Raw genomic sequence first — 17,314 nt, 5'->3', positions numbered from 1 at the left:
TGCAGAGTCGCCTTCACGCGAAGGTTTTACCGGATGGCGAAGCCGCCATCCGGTATTACAACATTATTCTTCGTGATCTTCCCACGCCAGGGCGCGTTTGACCGCTTTCTTCCAGCCGCTGTAACGGTAATTACGCTCGGTGGTTTCGATACCTGGGCGGAATTCACGTTCGATGACCGCTTTTTCCTGCAGCTCATCCAGATTCTGCCAGAAACCCACTGCCAGACCGGCCAGATAGGCGGCGCCCAACGCGGTGACTTCGCGTACTTCCGGGCGCTCAACGCGAGTGCCGAGAATGTCTGACTGGAACTGCATCAGGAAGTTGTTGGCAACAGCGCCGCCGTCCACGCGCAGGGCGTGCAGACGAATACCGGAGTCAGCCTGCATTGCTTCCAGCACGTCACGCGTCTGATAGGCAATGGATTCCAGGGTGGCACGGATGATGTGGTTAGAGTTCACGCCACGGGTCAGGCCAAAGATAGCGCCACGCGCATACGGGTCCCAGTAGGGAGCGCCCAGACCGGTAAAGGCCGGTACGACATACACGCCGTTGGTATCTTTCACTTTGGTCGCAAAGTATTCGGAGTCGAACGCGTCGCTGATGAGTTTCATCTCGTCGCGCAGCCACTGAATAGACGCGCCGGCCATGAACACGGCACCTTCCAGCGCATAGTTCACTTCGCCTGTCGGGCCGCAGGCAATGGTCGTCAGCAGACCGTTTTCGGATTTAACGGCTTTCTCTCCGGTATTCATCAGCATAAAGCAGCCGGTACCGTAGGTGTTTTTCGCCATCCCTTCTTTTACGCACAGCTGGCCGAACAGCGCGGCCTGCTGGTCACCTGCAATACCCGCGATTGGAATACGTGTGCCGCCTTTACCGCCAATGTTGGTCTGACCGTACACTTCAGAAGAACGACGAACTTCCGGCAGCATGGCGCGCGGAATGTCCAGCGCGTCCAGCATTTTGTCATCCCAGTCCAGCGTGTGGATGTTGAACAGCATGGTACGTGAGGCGTTGGTGTAATCCGTGACGTGAACGCGTCCCTGAGTCATTTTCCAGATGAGCCAGGTATCCACGGTGCCAAACAGCAGTTCGCCGCGACGAGCTCGCTCACGTGAGCCTTCTACGTGATCGAGGATCCACTTCACTTTGGTGCCAGAGAAGTACGGGTCAATCACCAGACCGGTATTGTTGCGAACATACTCTTCCATACCATCGCGCTTCAGGCGCTCGCAAATGTCGGCGGTACGACGACACTGCCAGACAATCGCGTTGTAGATTGGTTTACCGGTTTCACGTTCCCAGACGATGGTGGTTTCACGCTGGTTAGTAATACCAATAGCCGCAATCTGATCGGAATTGATGTCTGCTTTCGCCAGCACTTCTACCAGCGTAGAGCTTTGGGTGGCCCAGATTTCCATTGGGTCATGTTCTACCCATCCTGCTTTTGGATAGATTTGCTCAAATTCGCGTTGCGAAACACTTATGATATTTGCATCGTGGTCCATTACGACCGCGCGAGAACTGGTAGTGCCCTGGTCGAGCGCAACAATATATTTTTTCTCAGTCATCATTTTTTCCCGTAGTCACATTACAGCGAAGCTTTTTGTTGTGAAGTCGTCGTGGCGTCTTTCTCTTCCACGACACAGGTATCGCAAGGTAAATGGTGGCCAATCAGTTTGCGATAAGCGAATGCCCCTAAAATGGCGCCCACAATAGGGCCGAACAGCGGCACCAGGAAGTAAGGAATGTCTTTGCCACCGGTAAAGGCAATATTGCCCCAGCCAGCGAGCCAGGCGAAAGCTTTCGGGCCGATGTCACGTGCCGGGTTCATCGCAAATCCCGTCAATGGACCCATTGATGCACCAATAACGGCGATCAGTAAGCCGATGAGCAGTGGTGCCAGTGGGCCGCGAGGCACGCCATTACCGTCATCAGTCAGTGCCAGAATGACCCCCATCAGAATAGCGGTAATCACCATTTCAACCGCGAAGGCCTGCACAAAATTGATATGTGGGTTTGGATAAGTAGAGAACGTCCCTGCCAGATTGAGACTTTCGACGCTGCCACGCACGATATGATTCGTTTGTTCAAAGTCGGCAAAAAGGTTGTAGTAAAGCCCGTAAACTAACGCCGCAGCGCAGAAAGCACCGGCAAATTGAGAAATGATGAAAGGTACAACTTTGCGCTTGTCAAAACACGCAAACAGCCACAGTGCGATGGTCACTGCTGGATTCAGGTGCGCGCCAGAAACACCTGCCGTCAGGTAGATAGCCATCGCTACGCCCAGACCCCAGATGACACTGATTTCCCACTGACCAAAAGTAGCCCCGGCTACTTTGAGTGCAGCGACACACCCCACACCGAAGAAAATCAACAACCCGGTACCGAGGAATTCAGCAATGCACTGGCCTTTTAAGGTTGATGTTTGACTCATGATCGGATCCTGAAGAGAGTTTAATGTTTATTGTATGCGAGGAGGTCACTGACATCCGCGATGCCCTGTAGGCACGCTGTTAATTTAGCGTTAACGAGCAAAAGCGAGAAATATCGAAATTGAAATGTGTGTACTGCGTCAACAAAATGAGCGTTATCGCGCTATGAAGCGCATTTTGAGACAAAGCAAGAGTGTGAGCTGAATCATTTCATTAACCAATATGTTACCACTTTAGCGATATTGAATTGATGTCACCAGGACAAAGATGAAAAGTGTTGCAAACCGCGATCTGCGCGGTATGCCGCTGGACAGCGGCGACGGGGCTTCATACAATCGGCACTATATGTTGTGCGCGTTTACATTAAAGCGTCGCCTTGCAATTCAGGAGAGGTATGACCATGTCATTAGAAGTGTTTGAGAAACTGGAAGCAAAAGTACAGCAGGCGATTGATACCATCACGCTGCTACAGATGGAAATTGAAGAGCTGAAAGAAAAGAACAACAGCCTGGTACAGGATGTTCAGTCTGCACAGCACCAGCGTGAAGAACTGGAGCGCGAGAACCACAGTCTGAAAGAACAGCAGAGCGGCTGGCAGGATCGTCTGCAGGCTCTCCTCGGCCGTATGGAAGAAGTCTAATTCCGAATTTCTTTTAAAAAGCACCCATCATGGGTGCTTTTTTATTTAGCGAGATTAGAATCGTTTCGTACAGTTACCCACAAGGAATGCGAGATGACGGCTAGAAGCGATATTATTGACGATTCAGACAGGTTTATTACTCGAGATATTACACATGGTCTTATTTATACTGATAATTTAGGTTGGATTGACCTGGGGCATGCAAATCCACGTGGTGCTGAAATGTTATGGTCACAAATGACATCTTATCACAGTGGTGATAATGAGTATTTTGAGGTCAGTTACTTTCAAAGCATGTCAAAAAATATTGCTGGATTGAGAACCACTACGGGAATTTACAGGAAGTTTCTGGTGCGAAGAGGGCTTGATGAGAAATTATTAAAAGGAGTAGCTTTATCCATTTTTTTGAGTACTTCTGTGCAATTTGAGTCTTTACAGAATTTTTGGCCGTACGTTTTTATAACAGACAGTAGTTATAGTGCAGAAGATTTGGTTTCAAATCTTTTTGGTTTTTGCCAGGCGGTAAATTACGCAGATTATACCCCTTTCCTTCATATATGTTCGAAAGAAATAGCTTATCGTATATGGGATTACTATGGTCCGGTAGGGCAATTTAAAAACAAAACTGTACTTCCTTTGTTGTTTCCAGACCCTACGGATAAAAATATTAAGTATCAACCTTATTCAGGAAAACTACCCGCGTTTATGTGTTTGATTGCCCCGATATCGGATCCTTCAATCATCCGTGAGATACACATATGAAAAAACATAGGGGTTTCATCATATTATTTATGATGGCTACATTTACGCTATTGTATTTACTTATAATCACCAGGCCATTTATTGATGAAAAGTATACTCAGACTAATATCATCAAATATTATTTGATGACGCCAAAACCACTTAAACAAGCACCGAAAATAACTGATAATTGGTACTTTACTAGTCTGGTAGATGAAGGAAGCGGTCTGCAAATAAGTACTCTCGTGTTCGAGGGTGTGAAGAAACAAGATGTTCAGAATTTAAAGGATAGACTTAATGCTTTTATTGATAATTATCCGGAACGACACGATATGATGAGCGTTTCTGAGGAAGAAGAGAAGGGCGAGATTAAACTACTCATCATTCATTATGAAAAGAATGATGACAAATAAAAAAGGCACCTTTCGGTGCCTTTTTTGATTACTCGATATCTAGGGGGTCTTCGGAAAGGATTATCCCGGTATTGTCGGCATACAGATGGTCGCCGGAAAAGAACGTCACGCCGCCAAAATTGACGCGTACATCGCTTTCCCCGATGCCTTCACCTGCCGCACCCACCGGAATGGCGGCAATCGCCTGAATACCAATGTCCAGCTCTTCCAGATCGTCTACCTGACGCACTGCGCCGTAGATGACCAGACCTTCCCATTCATTCTGTACAGCCAGACGCGCCAGTTCGGCGTCGACCAGCGCACGACGGACAGAACCACCGCCATCGACCAGCAGGATGCGTCCACGGCCATTTTGTTCGAGCAGATCATACAGCAACCCGTTGTCCTCGAAACATTTTACCGTAATGATTTGTCCGCCAAACGACGACCGTCCTCCAAAGTTAGAGAACAGCGGTTCCACGACGTTGACATCTTCCTGGTAGATGTCACAAAGCTCGGAAGTATCGTATTTCATAGGATCAACGTTCAGTTGCTGCGAGAATTTTTAGTATATCGCGCTATGTGTACTGTTGGCAAAATCATCAATTGTTAATTGATATTTGTCAGTTAAACTGGCCACTGACTTAAGAAAATGCCAACCACAAACAGTAGGTTAGTTAATAGCGCGGCTTTGACCGTTCGTTCCAGCATTGGGCGCATCGCAGTCGGTTCCATTTCGCGCATCACATACCGCGCCTGTTTGATCAGTAGCGGCGCCGCCAGAATAAACAACCATCCCCACAGGCTTTGCAAAGAGAGCAGGTTAAACAGCGCCAGGCAGACCAGAGTCCCCATCAGCAGGCAGGCGTGATAGCGACGGGCGTTGACCGCGCCTAAACGCACAACCAGCGTGTTTTTACCGTTTTCTTTGTCACTGTTGATGTCACGCAGGTTATTGATGTTGAGCACCGCTGTTGCCAGCAGACCACAGGCGGTTGCCGGTAGAATCAGTTCAGGAATCAGCGTGTGTGCCTGCAAATACCAGCTACCCATGACGCTCAGCCAGCCAAAGAACACCAGTACGGAAATATCGCCCAGACCGATGTAACCATACGGGCGGTTACCCACGGTGTAGGTAATGGCCGCGATAATCGACAGGCCGCCCAGCACCAGGAAACCGACAAAATCTGTCAGTGTGTTGCATGCCACGAAGACCAGCGCGAGACCGGACAGGCAAATGAGCGCGACGGTGACGATCAACGCCCGCTTCATCTCCTGCTGAGTGATAACCCCTTTTTGCATTCCACGCAGTGGGCCGATGCGGTCAGGTTTGTCGCTGCCTTTGACGGCATCGCCATAGTCGTTAGCGAGATTTGACAGGATCTGCAGCAGCCCTGCAGTAATCAACGCCAACACAGCGACCAGCGGGTCGAAGAATCCTTTCCACCATGCCAGGGCCGTACCGACGATGATCGCCGCGAAGGCGAGCGGTAGGGTCTTGGGTCGTAAACTTTCCAGCCAGGCTTGTGAGCGGCTAATTTGTTGTTGTTCAGTCATATTTAGCGCCAATAAAAATGGGGCTTTTCAGCCCCATCAACAATGATGAAAATGCATTGAACGCGATTATAGGATAAAACGGCTCAGATCTTCATCTGCGACCAGCGCATCCAGATGTTTGCTCACATAATCCGCATCAATTGTTATGCTTTGACCGTTCAGATCGCTTGCATCATAAGAAATATCTTCCATCAGACGTTCCAGCACGGTGTGCAAACGACGGGCACCGATGTTCTCGGTGGTTTCGTTCACCTGCCATGCTGCCTGAGCGATACGTTTGATACCGTCTTCGGTGAACTCAATGTTCACACCTTCGGTCGCCATCAACGCTTTGTACTGGACGGTAATAGAAGCGTTAGGTTCAGTCAAAATACGCTCAAAGTCGCTGGTGGTCAGCGCCTGCAGCTCAACGCGGATCGGCAGACGACCCTGTAACTCAGGGATCAGGTCAGATGGTTTTGCCACCTGGAATGCGCCGGAAGCGATAAACAGAATGTGGTCAGTTTTGACCATACCGTGTTTGGTGGAGACGGTGCAGCCTTCAACCAGCGGCAGCAGGTCGCGCTGTACGCCTTCGCGGGAGACATCCGGGCCGGAGGATTCGCCGCGCTTACAGATTTTGTCGATTTCGTCGATAAACACGATACCGTGCTGCTCAACCGCGTCGATTGCGTCCTGTTTCAGCTCTTCCGGGTTGACCAGTTTTGCCGCTTCTTCTTCAATCAACAGCTTCATTGCATCTTTGATTTTCAGTTTGCGCGGTTTTTGTTTCTGGCCGCCCAGGTTCTGGAACATAGACTGCAACTGGCTGGTCATTTCTTCCATTCCCGGAGGCGCCATAATTTCAACGCCCATCGGTGCTGCGGCGAGATCGATCTCGATTTCTTTATCATCGAGCTGACCTTCACGCAGTTTTTTGCGGAATGCCTGGCGTGCAGCAGACGGCTCAGACGGTTGTTCAGCCTGGCCCCAGTTGTTTTTCGCCGGTGGGATCAGCACATCAAGAATACGCTCTTCCGCCATCTCTTCCGCGCGGAAGCGGTTTTTCTCGATAGACTGGACGCGAACCATTTTGATGGCTGAATCCGTCAGATCGCGGATGATAGAATCAACTTCTTTGCCGACATAGCCCACTTCGGTGAACTTGGTGGCTTCAACTTTGATGAATGGCGCGTTGGCCAGTTTCGCCAGGCGACGGGCGATTTCGGTTTTACCGACACCGGTCGGGCCGATCATCAGAATATTTTTCGGGGTCACTTCATGGCGCAGCTCTTCGTTGAGCTGCATGCGGCGCCAGCGATTACGTAAGGCGATAGCAACGGAGCGTTTCGCTGCGTCCTGGCCAATAATGTGCTTGTTCAGTTCGCTGACGATTTCGCGTGGGGTCATTTCAGACATGGGAGATCCTTACGCTTTAGACGGTAATTCTTCGATGGTATGGAAGTGGTTGGTATAGATGCAGATATCACCTGCAATATCCAACGCCTTTTCAGCGATTTCACGCGCGCCGAGCTCGGTGTTTTCCAGCAGAGCGCGTGCTGCCGCCTGGGCGTACGGGCCGCCTGAGCCGATGGCAATCAGATCGTTTTCGGGCTGCACGACGTCACCGTTACCGGTGATGATGAGAGAGGCATTTTCATCTGCTACCGCCAGCAGCGCTTCGAGTTTGCGCAACATGCGATCGGTACGCCAGTCTTTCGCCAGCTCCACGGCGGCTTTGACCAGGTGACCCTGATGCATTTCTAATTTGCGCTCAAACAATTCAAACAGTGTGAAGGCATCCGCAGTGCCGCCGGCAAAGCCCGCAATGACTTTGTCGTTGTACAGGCGGCGAACTTTTTTCACGTTGCCTTTCATTACGGTATTACCCAGTGTGGCCTGACCATCACCGGCGATGACTACATGGCCATTACGGCGTACGCTTACTATTGTTGTCACGAGCAGACCCCTTGGTTACAAATGCAGAATACTGGCCCCGCACAGTCTACGGGGCATAATGCAAGTATAGATGGGGGGGATTTTGGGGGTTTCAACCCCCAGTAGCGAGTCGAATGCAGTTTGTGTGACCCGCCATCTTCAGGCGGTTGATGGTACCGTCGGCATTTTCTTTGCCTTTCACCGGGCCGATCACCACGCGATTCCAGCCGTTATTGGTGGTAATTCGGGAATCAAAACCTTCAAAGGCCAGCTGCGCACGTACGGTTTCTGCCTGCTCTGCGCCTTTAAACGAGCCGCACTGCACCATCCAGCGGCGCTCATCTTTCTTCTCTGTCGTTGGCTTCGGCGCTTCCGCTGCTCGCGCAATCGGTGCGGCCTGTTGCGTTTTTGGCTGTGAAGCGGTGGTGTGCGCCGGTGTTTGCAACAGATCCTGATAAGGCTGCGCGGCCGCAGTCTGTTTGGGTTGCTGCGTCTGACGAGGCTGCTGTACAGGGGCGGTTTGCGCTGTGCGTGTTTGCTGCTGCGGCTGCTGAGAAGACTGCTCAGTCACGCGAGGCTGCGTACGCGGCTGTTGAACCGGCTGAGTATTGGCCCACTGCTGTTGTTGCACCTGTTGCTGGGCCAGGCGCTGGCGCTGCAATGTTTGCTGACGCTGTTCAGGCGTCTGCTCGTTCCACGGCACTTCGTTCAGCTGTGTCGGCTGCTGGCGCATATCCGCCTGCATCTGTGCCAGTAACTGACGTTGTTCATTGGTGAGCTGGTCCGGGTTCATCACTTCGCCGCCCGCAGAGGGTTCAGTAGGCGCACGTACGCCAGGCTGGCGACTTTCCAGCTCTTTGATGTAGCGCCAGCGCTCTTCCGGTTTTGGCGGCAATCCATTACCGGTGACCTTCTGGCCCTGCAGTGTTTCGGACTCTTCTTTCTTGTGATGAGTAATGAAGTACAGACCACCGATAAAGGCCACAAGAACGGCGGCTGCAATTGCGACCATTGCTGGTGAGACCGCAGGTATGTTGCGTTGCTTTTTCCGTGAGGTGCTCTTTTTGCGCCGCGAAGGTGCCGGTTGGCCGCGACGTACATAATCTCGTTGTGCCACTATCGTTTCGCTGTATTTATTCGTTCGTCAGCCCGCCATGTTACTTAAGCGACGGGCCTTTGACCAGACAGGGGAGTCTTAAAGCGTTTACTTTAAGTTAAAGCGCGCGTTGAACCCCGAATAATAAGCTCGCAGTCCAGTAAACGTGAACCACTGCTGACATTCTGTCCTTGCAGTTGATCGAGCAATAAAAGCATAGCTTCTCGTCCAATTTCAAAGCGTGGCTGTGCAACGGTAGTCAGGGGTGGATCACAAAATTCCGCCAGCGCGATGTTATCGAAACCAATAATGGACAGATCGTCGGGAATTCTCAAACCACGGCGTTTGGCCCAGGAAAGTGCCCCGAGCGCCATAACATCGCTATGGCAGAACACGGCCGTAGGCGGTTGCGGCAGTTCGAGCAGTTGTTGAAGCGCGTTCGCACCGGCTTCATAGGTGAAATCGCCGCGAGCGATATAATGCGGATCAACCGTAATACCGCTACGACGCAATGCCTGAACATAGCCTTGTAAACGGTAGTGGCAAAGCGGCATCTCTTCGGGGCCGGCGATACAGCCAATACGCTGATGCCCTTGTTCATGCAGATAATTCACGGCATCAAAGGCGGCAGTCAGGTTATCGATGTGAACGGTCGGCAACTCCAGTTCGGGTGCAAATTCGTTCGCCATCACCATGGGCGGCAGATTGCGCTGTTCTTCGATACTGGCGTCAAAGGGAAGACGTGAACCGAGCAGCAGCATACCGTCAATCTGCTTGGTGATGATCAGATTGATAAACGTTTTCTCTTGCTGATTCTGGTGGGCGCAATCGCCGATCAACACCAGATAGCCTTGCTTTGCCGCGGTCACTTCGATGCCACGGATAATTTCACTGAAAAATGGATCGCAGATATCCGGGACTATCACCAGGATTGTGCGTGATTCATTGCGTTTAACGTTTCGCCCCATCGATTGCGGTAAATAGCCCACCTCCATAGCTGCCTGTTCCACCCGGCTACGGGTCGACTGGGAGACTTTATCTGGGTTCATTAACGCGCGGGACACGGTTGCCGTTGAGACTTTCGCCTTTAGAGCAACATCTTTCATTGTAGCGGCAGCAACCTGATTCTTCGGTTTCACTCTCTCTCCTCGCCTGGGGCATGCAGGCGCAGACCTATCCCTGGAAAACTAATGTCAGGATCATTTTTATCAGATAGTTAATGGAAGCGGTTACAGAATTTTCATAAAAAGTGTGATGAGTCCTGAATATTTCGATCCACCTCGCATCATGAGGGGGTTATCCCTCAATCGGATCGACATCCAGCACCCATTTGACCTTGCGTGAATCGGGCAGTGTATTGATCAGCGCCATCGTGCCGCTGACGATATGTTGCAGCCGTATCCGGGACGGATGCTGGAGCAAAATTTGCCAGCGATAGCGACCGCCGCGTTTGGGTGCCAGGGCGGGAACCGGCCCCAAAACCCAGAGCTTGTCATCCGACAGCGGGCTGGCCTGAATGAGGTTGCGCAACTGCTGCAGGAATAGCGGTGCCTGCTGATTGTTATGATCTTCCGCCCGTACAATGACATGGCTGGTCCAGGGAGGAAGCTGGAGCGTTTGCCGTTCGGCCAGCGCTTGCTCTGCAAATGCGTCATAACCTTTGTGCAGCAGCGTTTGCAGCAGTGGGTGCTCCGGATGATGTGTTTGCAGCACGACTTCACCCTGCTTACCGGCGCGTCCTGCACGCCCGGAAACCTGGGTATAGAGCTGGGCAAAGCGTTCAGCCGAGCGAAAATCCGCTGAGAACAGCGCGCCGTCAACGTCCAGTAGCACCACCAGGGTGACGTCCGGGAAATGGTGACCTTTGGCCAGCATTTGCGTGCCGATCAAAATGCGTGCACCGCCGCGATGTACTTCCGCCAGATGCTGCTCCAGCGCCCCTTTACGGCTGGTGGTATCGCGATCGATACGGGAAATCGGCACCCCCGGAAAGAAGGGGGCCAATGCGTGTTCAAGTTGCTCAGTGCCTAACCCGACCGGCACCATGTGCGTGGAGCCGCAGGAAGGACACTGGCGCGGCACCGGGCGTTGGCTGTCGCAGTGGTGACAGCGTAAATGGTGTTGTGCCTGATGCAACGTGTAGTAGTGGTCGCAGCGCGGACATTCTGCGGTCCAGCCGCAGTCGTGACACAACAGCGCAGGGGCAAATCCCCGACGGTTAAGGAACAGAATAACCTGATTATCGGCCTGCAGATGCTGACGCATACGCGTGATTAACGCGGGAGCCAGTCCGGCTTGCACCTTCTGGCCTTTCAAGTCGAGCACATGCTGCATGGCAGGACGGGCATTGCCTGCCCGACGGGTCAGGCGCAGCATGCGGTACTTTTTCTGCCGCACATTGCAGAGCGTTTCCAGCGCCGGTGTGGCGGAGCCGAGAATGATGGGGATCTGCTCGCTGTGGGCGCGATAAACAGCAAGGTCGCGGGCATGATAGCGCCAGCCTTCTTGTTGCTTGTAAGAGCTGTCGTGTTCTTCATCAATGACGATGACGCCGAGATTTTTAAATGGCGTAAACAGCGATGAGCGGGTGCCGATAACAATCGCCGCTTCACCATTTTTGGCCTTCAGCCATGCCGAGAGACGTTCGCTGTCATTCAGGCCGGAGTGCAACACCTCGACAGGCGCATTAAAGCGCTCGCGAAAACGGGCAATCGTTTGTGGGGTCAGGCCGATCTCCGGCACCATCACCAGCGCTTGTTTTCCCTGGGCAAGCACGTTTTCCAGCACGCTAAGATACACTTCCGTTTTGCCAGAACCCGTGACACCAGCCAGCAGCCAGGCCGAGAAACTGTCTGACGTGCTGTGAATCGCGCCCACCGCTGTTGCTTGCTCTGTGTTCAGCCGCAGGCGTTCACCCGAGACGGCATAGTGCGTGCGCCAGTCGGTAAAGGCTGGCGTCTCGCTCGCCAGATCGCTCAACCCTTTTTTACGCAGCGCCTGCAGTGCCGCATCAGTAAAGTCGAGATCCGCCACCCGATCGCGCCAGATTTTACCCTGGCGTAGCGCGGCCAGCGCCTGCTGTTGTTTTGGCGAGCGTTTCAGGCTGTTGAGGTCGACAGCCTGTCCCTCTTCCGTGGCAAACCAGTACCACATCGGGGCGTTGCAGGCAGGTCTGCCCTGGCGCAACAAAATAGGCAGGGCATGAAATAGCACATCACCGACAGGATGATGGTAATAATCCGCAGCCCACAGCAGTAAACGCCAGACTGAGGTTGAAAAAACCGGTTCGACGTCCAGCACCTCGACCACCGCTTTGAGTTCATTAAGCGGTAATTCGCTTTGGTCGCTGACGGAGACAACAATCCCAACGCGTTCTTGCTGTTTACCAAACGGCACGCGCACACGACACCCGGCTTTAGCGCTCATGCCCTGCGGCAAGAGATAGTCAAAGGTACGGGGAAGCGGAACGGGTAAGGCAACGTGCGCAACGGGCATGTCATCATCCTGACTTGAAATCTGGCGGGTTAGTATACACATTGTGGTAAGGGAGCGCGGATCAGTTTGCATACGCTGGCTAATTTCTGTATGATTCGCCGCCTTTGATGCAAATTGATTGCGTCAAAACTATACTATCAACATCGCGTGGTGTCTGGCGTTAGGGCTGGAAGAGCGACGCGGCCTTAACTGAGGTTTCCCATGAAAAAAGATATTCACCCGAAATACGAAATGATTACTGCAAACTGCTCTTGCGGTAACTCCATCCAGATCCGCTCCACCGTTGGTCACGATCTGAACCTGGACGTATGTGGCCAGTGCCACCCGTTCTACACTGGCAAGCAGCGTGATGTTGCAACCGGTGGCCGTGTTGACCGCTTCAACAAGCGTTTCAGCATCCCGGGCAGCAAATAAGTTTTGCTCCTCAGAAAAAAGCGCCTTACGGCGCTTTTTTTGTGTCTGCAGATTTAAAATTGAAAAAACCATTTCTTTGTTGAATGAATAATCTTTACCTATAAAATAAAACAGTGTTTCTATTTTATAGGTAAATTATTTCTATTAGTGACCTTCATCGTTTTTATCTTTTCGTTTTTGCCATTTATTTTTTTTGTTGGCAAAATTTAAAAGGTTTTATCTCTCCTGCTTAAATACAATCATTTAGAAATTTAAAATTATTCATAAATCCTTTTTGTCTGCTCCTTTTCGGAGAAGCATGTGGATTGATTTCTTAATTTTGTATAAAAAGGGATGGTCATGAAATTAAAGTCCGCGTTACTACTTATTCCATTATTCTCTGCGGCCGCACACGCAGGTTATGTTGATTATCGTCATGAATATTATGACGATGGACGTAACTATGATCGTGTTTATATGTCTCACCGTTTTGCTACTGGTTTTGGTGTGGCAGTAGAAGCCATTTCACGTTCCGATGATGCGCAATCTAATGATGCGTGGAATAATATGGAAAGCAACGGTAACGAGTATACTGCAAGCTATCAATTCACCTGGCATGATCTTATCTGGCAGCCAGGTATCGCAGTCGAAACGGGTGATAATATCGCGATATATAAGCCTTACCTTCGCGTGCAATATAATATCAATGACAACTGGTGGACGGCGTTCCGCTACCGTCAGGAATATGCGCGTAGAAACGCTGACGGTAAAGATGACCGCATGGTTTATCGTCCAGAAGCCTGGCTCGGTTATAACATCAATGACTGGATGTTTGAACTAAACGGCATTTATAAAATTGCTGATAGTGAAGATTTGTATAATAACAAAAAAGAAGATTATGAATATAACTTCCGTGTTGCTTATAAGATAGGTTCCTGGGTCCCGTTTGTTGAAATTGGTAACGTCTCCTCAGGTTATAACACGACAACGACGGACGATCGCCAGACACGTTATCGTGTTGGTCTTGGTTATAACTTCTAATTGTTAATCCCATTTATATATACAAAACATCATTCGAATTGCATTTCAACACGCATCAGCGTCTTGAACAACGTTTTCCCTGATCATGCAGGCGTGAGACTACAAGCCGAATAACGCAGCAAGGGCGTGAATTCCGATAATAAGCGATTAGGGCGAGCGAGTGCAACCAATGCACATGCAACCAGAAGTATGGCGAGTATAGAAAATAGAGTTAGTGGTAGCGCGTCTTATTATTACCCTGAGTATCAGGACGTACGCATACTTCGCGTGAATAACGTGTCTAAGGAGTTGACATAATGTCTAGTGATGAACATGTTATAGGAAGTACAAGCATTGCCATTAGGCCTTTCGGATTCAGAGATAAAATTGGTTATTTATGTGGTGACCTGGGGAACTGTTTTATTCTTGGGTTAGTGAATAGTTTTTTAATGATTTATTACACTAACGTGCTCGGTGTTTCCGGCGTCATTGTCGGGTCACTCTATTTTGTGACAAAACTCTTTGATGCGTTTGTTGATGTCGCCGTAGGGCGCTTATGCGATACATCTAAACTGACCGCTTACGGGCGTTTTAATCCCTGGGTTCGTCGCATGAGATACCCTTTCTGTATCATTTCGGTCGTTCTTTTTCTGCCGTTTGTTCATGAATTTTCTGAAACGGCGAAAATTATTTATATCTGCTGTTCTTATTTTATTTATGGTTCGTTGTTATCGACCGTTAACATTCCTTATGGTGCCATGTCAGCAGCGATTAGCTCGAATCCGGACGATCGTGTTTCGCTTTCGACCTACCGCAGCATTGGTTCGGCGATTGGTGGCGGGGCAACCGGCTTTTTTATTCCCATTCTGATGTATACAACCCTGGTTGACGGAAGTCAGGTTATTTCCGGGCAACATTTCTTCTGGATTGCGATTGGCTGCTCAATACTGGCTTTTATCTTTTTAACACTGACCTGTCACTTAACGACAGAACGCGTGCGCGTGGAAAAGAAAGAGAGCATGCCCGTTTCTGTTTTGCTGAAGGGATTATTACGTAATAAAGCACTGATCGTTTTAGTCATTGTGGATCTGCTTATTGTTATTAATCAGGGACTCTCCGGCACCAATATGACCTATCTGTTTAATGACTATTTCCACAATAAAGCCGCAATGTCTGTCGCACTCCTGTTTACCTTTGGTTCCCTGATTCTGCTGGCGCCGTCGGCGTCCTGGCTCACGAAGCGGTTTGGTAAAAAAGAAGCCAGCGTCGGCGCGCTGTTATTTTCGGTGGTGATGTATCTGATTATGTACTTCATCCACATTACGGATGCGAAAGTCTATCTGGTCTTCCTGTTCCTTGCGACGCTGGGGGCCGGGTTATTCAACCTGATGATTTGGGCGTTTATGACTGACGTGTGCGATTATCATCAGTATGTCACTGGCGAACGTGAGGATGGCACCGTTTATGGTGTGAACTTCTTTGCCCGCAAAGTGGGTCAGGCATGCGCAGGGGCCATTGGCGGTTTTATGCTGGCTATCATCGGTTATCAATCCTCGTCAACGGGCGGGGCTGTACAAACCAGCGCCGTGCAGGAAAACATTTACACGATGGCGAATCTCATACCGGCCTTATGCCTGTTTCTGGCAGCACTGATTTTGATTTATTTCTATCCACTGGGCCGAAAAGAAACGCTCAAAATGGAGGAAACTCTGAATAAATTCAATGGGATTAGCAAATAACCCGTGAGTATCCTATGAAAGTGATGGGGTTATGAGTCTGAAAGGCAGGGGGGAAACCTCTGCCTTTGTTGTTTCATCGGTAAACGTCCTTGTTACACCTTTAAAAAAAGCGGCAGGGTAACCCCACGCCGCTCTTTACTGCTTTAGTATTCCCACGTCTCCGGGTCGATCCCCAGTTCACGCATAATTTCTTTTGCCGCTTCCGGGATTTCATCACTACGTTCTTTACGCAGATCGTCGTCATTCGGCAAGGGTTGTCCGGTGAACGCGTGCAGGAACGCTTCACACAGCAGTTCGCTGTTGGTGGCGTGACGCAGGTTATTCACCTGACGACGCGTACGTTCATCGGTGAGGATTTTTAACACCTTCAGAGGAATGGAAACCGTAATTTTTTTGACTTGCTCACTCTTCTTACCGTGCTCAGCGTATGGGCTGATATATTCGCCGCTCCATTCAGCCATGAGATACTTAATCCTCTTCGTCATTAATATGAGGCCGGAAACTGAATCCAGGCCATAATTGCGCGTAGTTTACCGTAGTGGCGCGGCCCTTACACGAAGTTAGCCGTCGCGGATGTGCGCTAATGCGTATAATTTTAACGGCTATTTTCCGTTTGCTCAATCTATACGCAAAGAAGTTTAGATGTCCAGATGTATTGACGTCTATTATAACTATGTTTACTCTGAGGTCTGACTTTCACTGACTCAGCCCAGGAACTTCTCAACATGACGCGTAAACAGGCCACCATCGCAGTGCGTAGCGGGTTAAACGACGACGAGCAGTACGGTTGCGTTGTCCCGCCGATTCACCTTTCCAGCACCTATAACTTTACCGGTTTTAATGAACCTCGTGCACACGATTACTCCCGACGTGGCAATCCCACGCGCGATGTGGTCCAGCGCGCGCTGGCAGAGCTTGAAGGTGGCGCAGGCGCGGTGCTCACCAATACCGGTATGTCGGCGATTCACCTGGTGACGACGGTGTTCCTGAAGCCTGGCGATCTGCTGGTAGCGCCGCATGACTGTTACGGCGGCAGTTACCGTTTATTCGACAGCCTGGCAAAACGTGGCTGCTATCGTGTGCTGTTTGTGGATCAAGGTGATGAGCAGGCTCTGCTGGCCGCGCTGGCAGAAAAACCCAAACTGGTGTTAGTGGAAAGCCCAAGTAATCCATTGTTACGCGTGGTGGATATTGCGAAAATCTGCACGCTGGCGCGTGAGGCTGGGGCGGTAAGCGTCGTGGACAACACGTTTTTAAGCCCGGCGTTGCAAAATCCGCTGGCATTGGGTGCCGATCTGGTGTTGCATTCATGCACTAAATATCTGAATGGTCACTCGGATGTGGTGGCAGGCGTGGTGATTGCCAAAGATCCGGATACCGTGACTGAACTGGCGTGGTGGGCGAATAATATCGGCGTAACTGGCGGCGCGTTTGATAGCTACCTGTTGTTGCGTGGGTTGCGTACGTTGTCGCCGCGTATGGAAGTGGCTCAACGCAATGCGCAGGCCGTTGTTGATTATCTGCAAACTCAGCCGCTGGTGAAAAAACTGTATCATCCGTCTTTGCCGGAGAATCAGGGGCACGAGATTGCTGCGCGCCAGCAAAAAGGCTTTGGCGCCATGTTGAGTTTTGAACTGGATGGCGATGAGCAGACGTTGCGCCGCTTCCTGAGCGGGCTGTCTTTGTTTACGCTGGCGGAATCCTTAGGGGGCGTTGAGAGTCTGATCTCTCATGCCGCGACGATGACGCATGCGGGCATGGCGCCGGAAGCGCGTGCCGCCGCCGGGATCTCCGAGACGTTGCTGCGTATCTCCACGGGTATTGAAGATGGCGAAGATTTAATTGCCGACCTGGAAAATGGCTTCCGGGCTGCAAACAAGGGGTAAAC

The 17,314-nt window shown here is 50.8% G+C and carries 17 protein-coding genes; 7 read left to right on the top strand and 10 right to left on the bottom strand.

Annotated elements, in window-relative coordinates:
* Positions 1-63: 63 nt before the first annotated feature.
* Together glpK and AC07NP_RS13400 are read right to left on the bottom strand one after the other, a co-directional pair.
* Entirely contained in the window at positions 64-1,572 is a 1,509-nt protein-coding gene (gene glpK, locus AC07NP_RS13405; RefSeq protein ID WP_203361346.1) for a glycerol kinase GlpK, read from the bottom strand.
* 20 nt (positions 1,573-1,592) lie between these two features.
* On the bottom strand, positions 1,593-2,438 hold the full coding sequence (locus AC07NP_RS13400; RefSeq protein WP_203359378.1) for an MIP/aquaporin family protein: 846 nt from the start codon (positions 2,436-2,438) through the stop codon (positions 1,593-1,595).
* A 392-nt stretch (positions 2,439-2,830) separates the two neighbouring features.
* Here AC07NP_RS13400 and zapB point away from each other — a divergent pair, with 392 nt between their 5' ends.
* The 3 genes from zapB to AC07NP_RS13385 all read left to right on the top strand — a co-directional run bounded on the left by zapB (position 2,831) and on the right by AC07NP_RS13385 (position 4,230).
* The gene (gene zapB, locus AC07NP_RS13395; RefSeq protein WP_162379680.1) at positions 2,831-3,076 is read left to right on the top strand and encodes a septal ring assembly protein ZapB; all 246 of its coding nucleotides are present in this window, start codon (positions 2,831-2,833) and stop codon (positions 3,074-3,076) included.
* A 93-nt stretch (positions 3,077-3,169) separates the two neighbouring features.
* A complete protein-coding gene (locus tag AC07NP_RS13390) occupies positions 3,170-3,838 on the top strand; it encodes a hypothetical protein (protein ID WP_494660768.1) in 669 nt (222 codons plus the stop codon).
* A complete protein-coding gene (locus AC07NP_RS13385; protein WP_494660767.1) occupies positions 3,835-4,230 on the top strand; it encodes a hypothetical protein in 396 nt (131 codons plus the stop codon). The genes AC07NP_RS13390 and AC07NP_RS13385 overlap by 4 nt, the downstream gene beginning before the upstream one ends.
* A 28-nt stretch (positions 4,231-4,258) precedes the next feature.
* Here AC07NP_RS13385 and rraA read toward each other — a convergent pair whose 3' ends face one another.
* The 7 genes from rraA to priA form a co-directional block, all read right to left on the bottom strand.
* On the bottom strand, positions 4,259-4,744 hold the full coding sequence (gene rraA, locus AC07NP_RS13380) for a ribonuclease E activity regulator RraA (protein WP_103779966.1): 486 nt from the start codon (positions 4,742-4,744) through the stop codon (positions 4,259-4,261).
* Positions 4,745-4,836: 92 nt separating this feature from the next.
* Positions 4,837-5,766: a 1,4-dihydroxy-2-naphthoate polyprenyltransferase gene (gene menA, locus AC07NP_RS13375; RefSeq protein ID WP_203359376.1), complete on the bottom strand. Its 930-nt coding sequence runs from the start codon at positions 5,764-5,766 to the stop codon at positions 4,837-4,839.
* A 66-nt stretch (positions 5,767-5,832) separates the two neighbouring features.
* Positions 5,833-7,164, bottom strand: a complete 1,332-nt coding sequence (hslU, locus tag AC07NP_RS13370) for an ATP-dependent protease ATPase subunit HslU (RefSeq protein WP_192613867.1) — start codon at positions 7,162-7,164, stop codon at positions 5,833-5,835.
* Between the two features lie 9 nt (positions 7,165-7,173).
* Positions 7,174-7,704: an ATP-dependent protease subunit HslV gene (gene hslV / locus AC07NP_RS13365; protein WP_007369227.1), complete on the bottom strand. Its 531-nt coding sequence runs from the start codon at positions 7,702-7,704 to the stop codon at positions 7,174-7,176.
* A gap of 91 nt (positions 7,705-7,795) precedes the next feature.
* Positions 7,796-8,800 (bottom strand): cell division protein FtsN, encoded by a 1,005-nt coding sequence (gene ftsN / locus AC07NP_RS13360; protein ID WP_494660766.1) that lies wholly within the window; start codon positions 8,798-8,800, stop codon positions 7,796-7,798.
* A gap of 92 nt (positions 8,801-8,892) precedes the next feature.
* Positions 8,893-9,918 (bottom strand): DNA-binding transcriptional regulator CytR, encoded by a 1,026-nt coding sequence (cytR, locus tag AC07NP_RS13355; RefSeq protein WP_203359374.1) that lies wholly within the window; start codon positions 9,916-9,918, stop codon positions 8,893-8,895.
* Positions 9,919-10,075: 157 nt separating this feature from the next.
* Entirely contained in the window at positions 10,076-12,274 is a 2,199-nt protein-coding gene (priA, locus tag AC07NP_RS13350; RefSeq protein WP_494660765.1) for a primosomal protein N', read from the bottom strand.
* Between the two features lie 201 nt (positions 12,275-12,475).
* Between priA and rpmE the strand changes: the two genes are divergently transcribed.
* The 3 genes from rpmE to AC07NP_RS13335 all read left to right on the top strand — a co-directional run bounded on the left by rpmE (position 12,476) and on the right by AC07NP_RS13335 (position 15,426).
* Positions 12,476-12,688, top strand: a complete 213-nt coding sequence (rpmE, locus tag AC07NP_RS13345; protein WP_103177500.1) for a 50S ribosomal protein L31 — start codon at positions 12,476-12,478, stop codon at positions 12,686-12,688.
* A gap of 339 nt (positions 12,689-13,027) precedes the next feature.
* Complete coding sequence (locus AC07NP_RS13340) at positions 13,028-13,708, top strand: oligogalacturonate-specific porin KdgM family protein (RefSeq protein WP_494660764.1); 681 nt, start codon at positions 13,028-13,030, stop codon at positions 13,706-13,708.
* A 296-nt stretch (positions 13,709-14,004) separates the two neighbouring features.
* Positions 14,005-15,426 (top strand): MFS transporter, encoded by a 1,422-nt coding sequence (locus AC07NP_RS13335; RefSeq protein ID WP_203359371.1) that lies wholly within the window; start codon positions 14,005-14,007, stop codon positions 15,424-15,426.
* Between the two features lie 143 nt (positions 15,427-15,569).
* Here AC07NP_RS13335 and metJ read toward each other — a convergent pair whose 3' ends face one another.
* The gene (gene metJ, locus AC07NP_RS13330; protein WP_162380293.1) at positions 15,570-15,887 is read right to left on the bottom strand and encodes a met regulon transcriptional regulator MetJ; all 318 of its coding nucleotides are present in this window, start codon (positions 15,885-15,887) and stop codon (positions 15,570-15,572) included.
* A gap of 264 nt (positions 15,888-16,151) precedes the next feature.
* Here metJ and metB point away from each other — a divergent pair, with 264 nt between their 5' ends.
* Complete coding sequence (gene metB, locus AC07NP_RS13325; RefSeq protein ID WP_192613863.1) at positions 16,152-17,312, top strand: cystathionine gamma-synthase; 1,161 nt, start codon at positions 16,152-16,154, stop codon at positions 17,310-17,312.
* The last annotated feature ends 2 nt before the right edge of the window (positions 17,313-17,314 follow it).

It is taken from the genome of Citrobacter sp. GW821-FHT07H02, assembly GCF_059418505.1.
The sequence above is the reverse complement of the archived record's forward strand: the minus strand, read 5'-3'. Positions and strand labels throughout refer to the sequence as shown.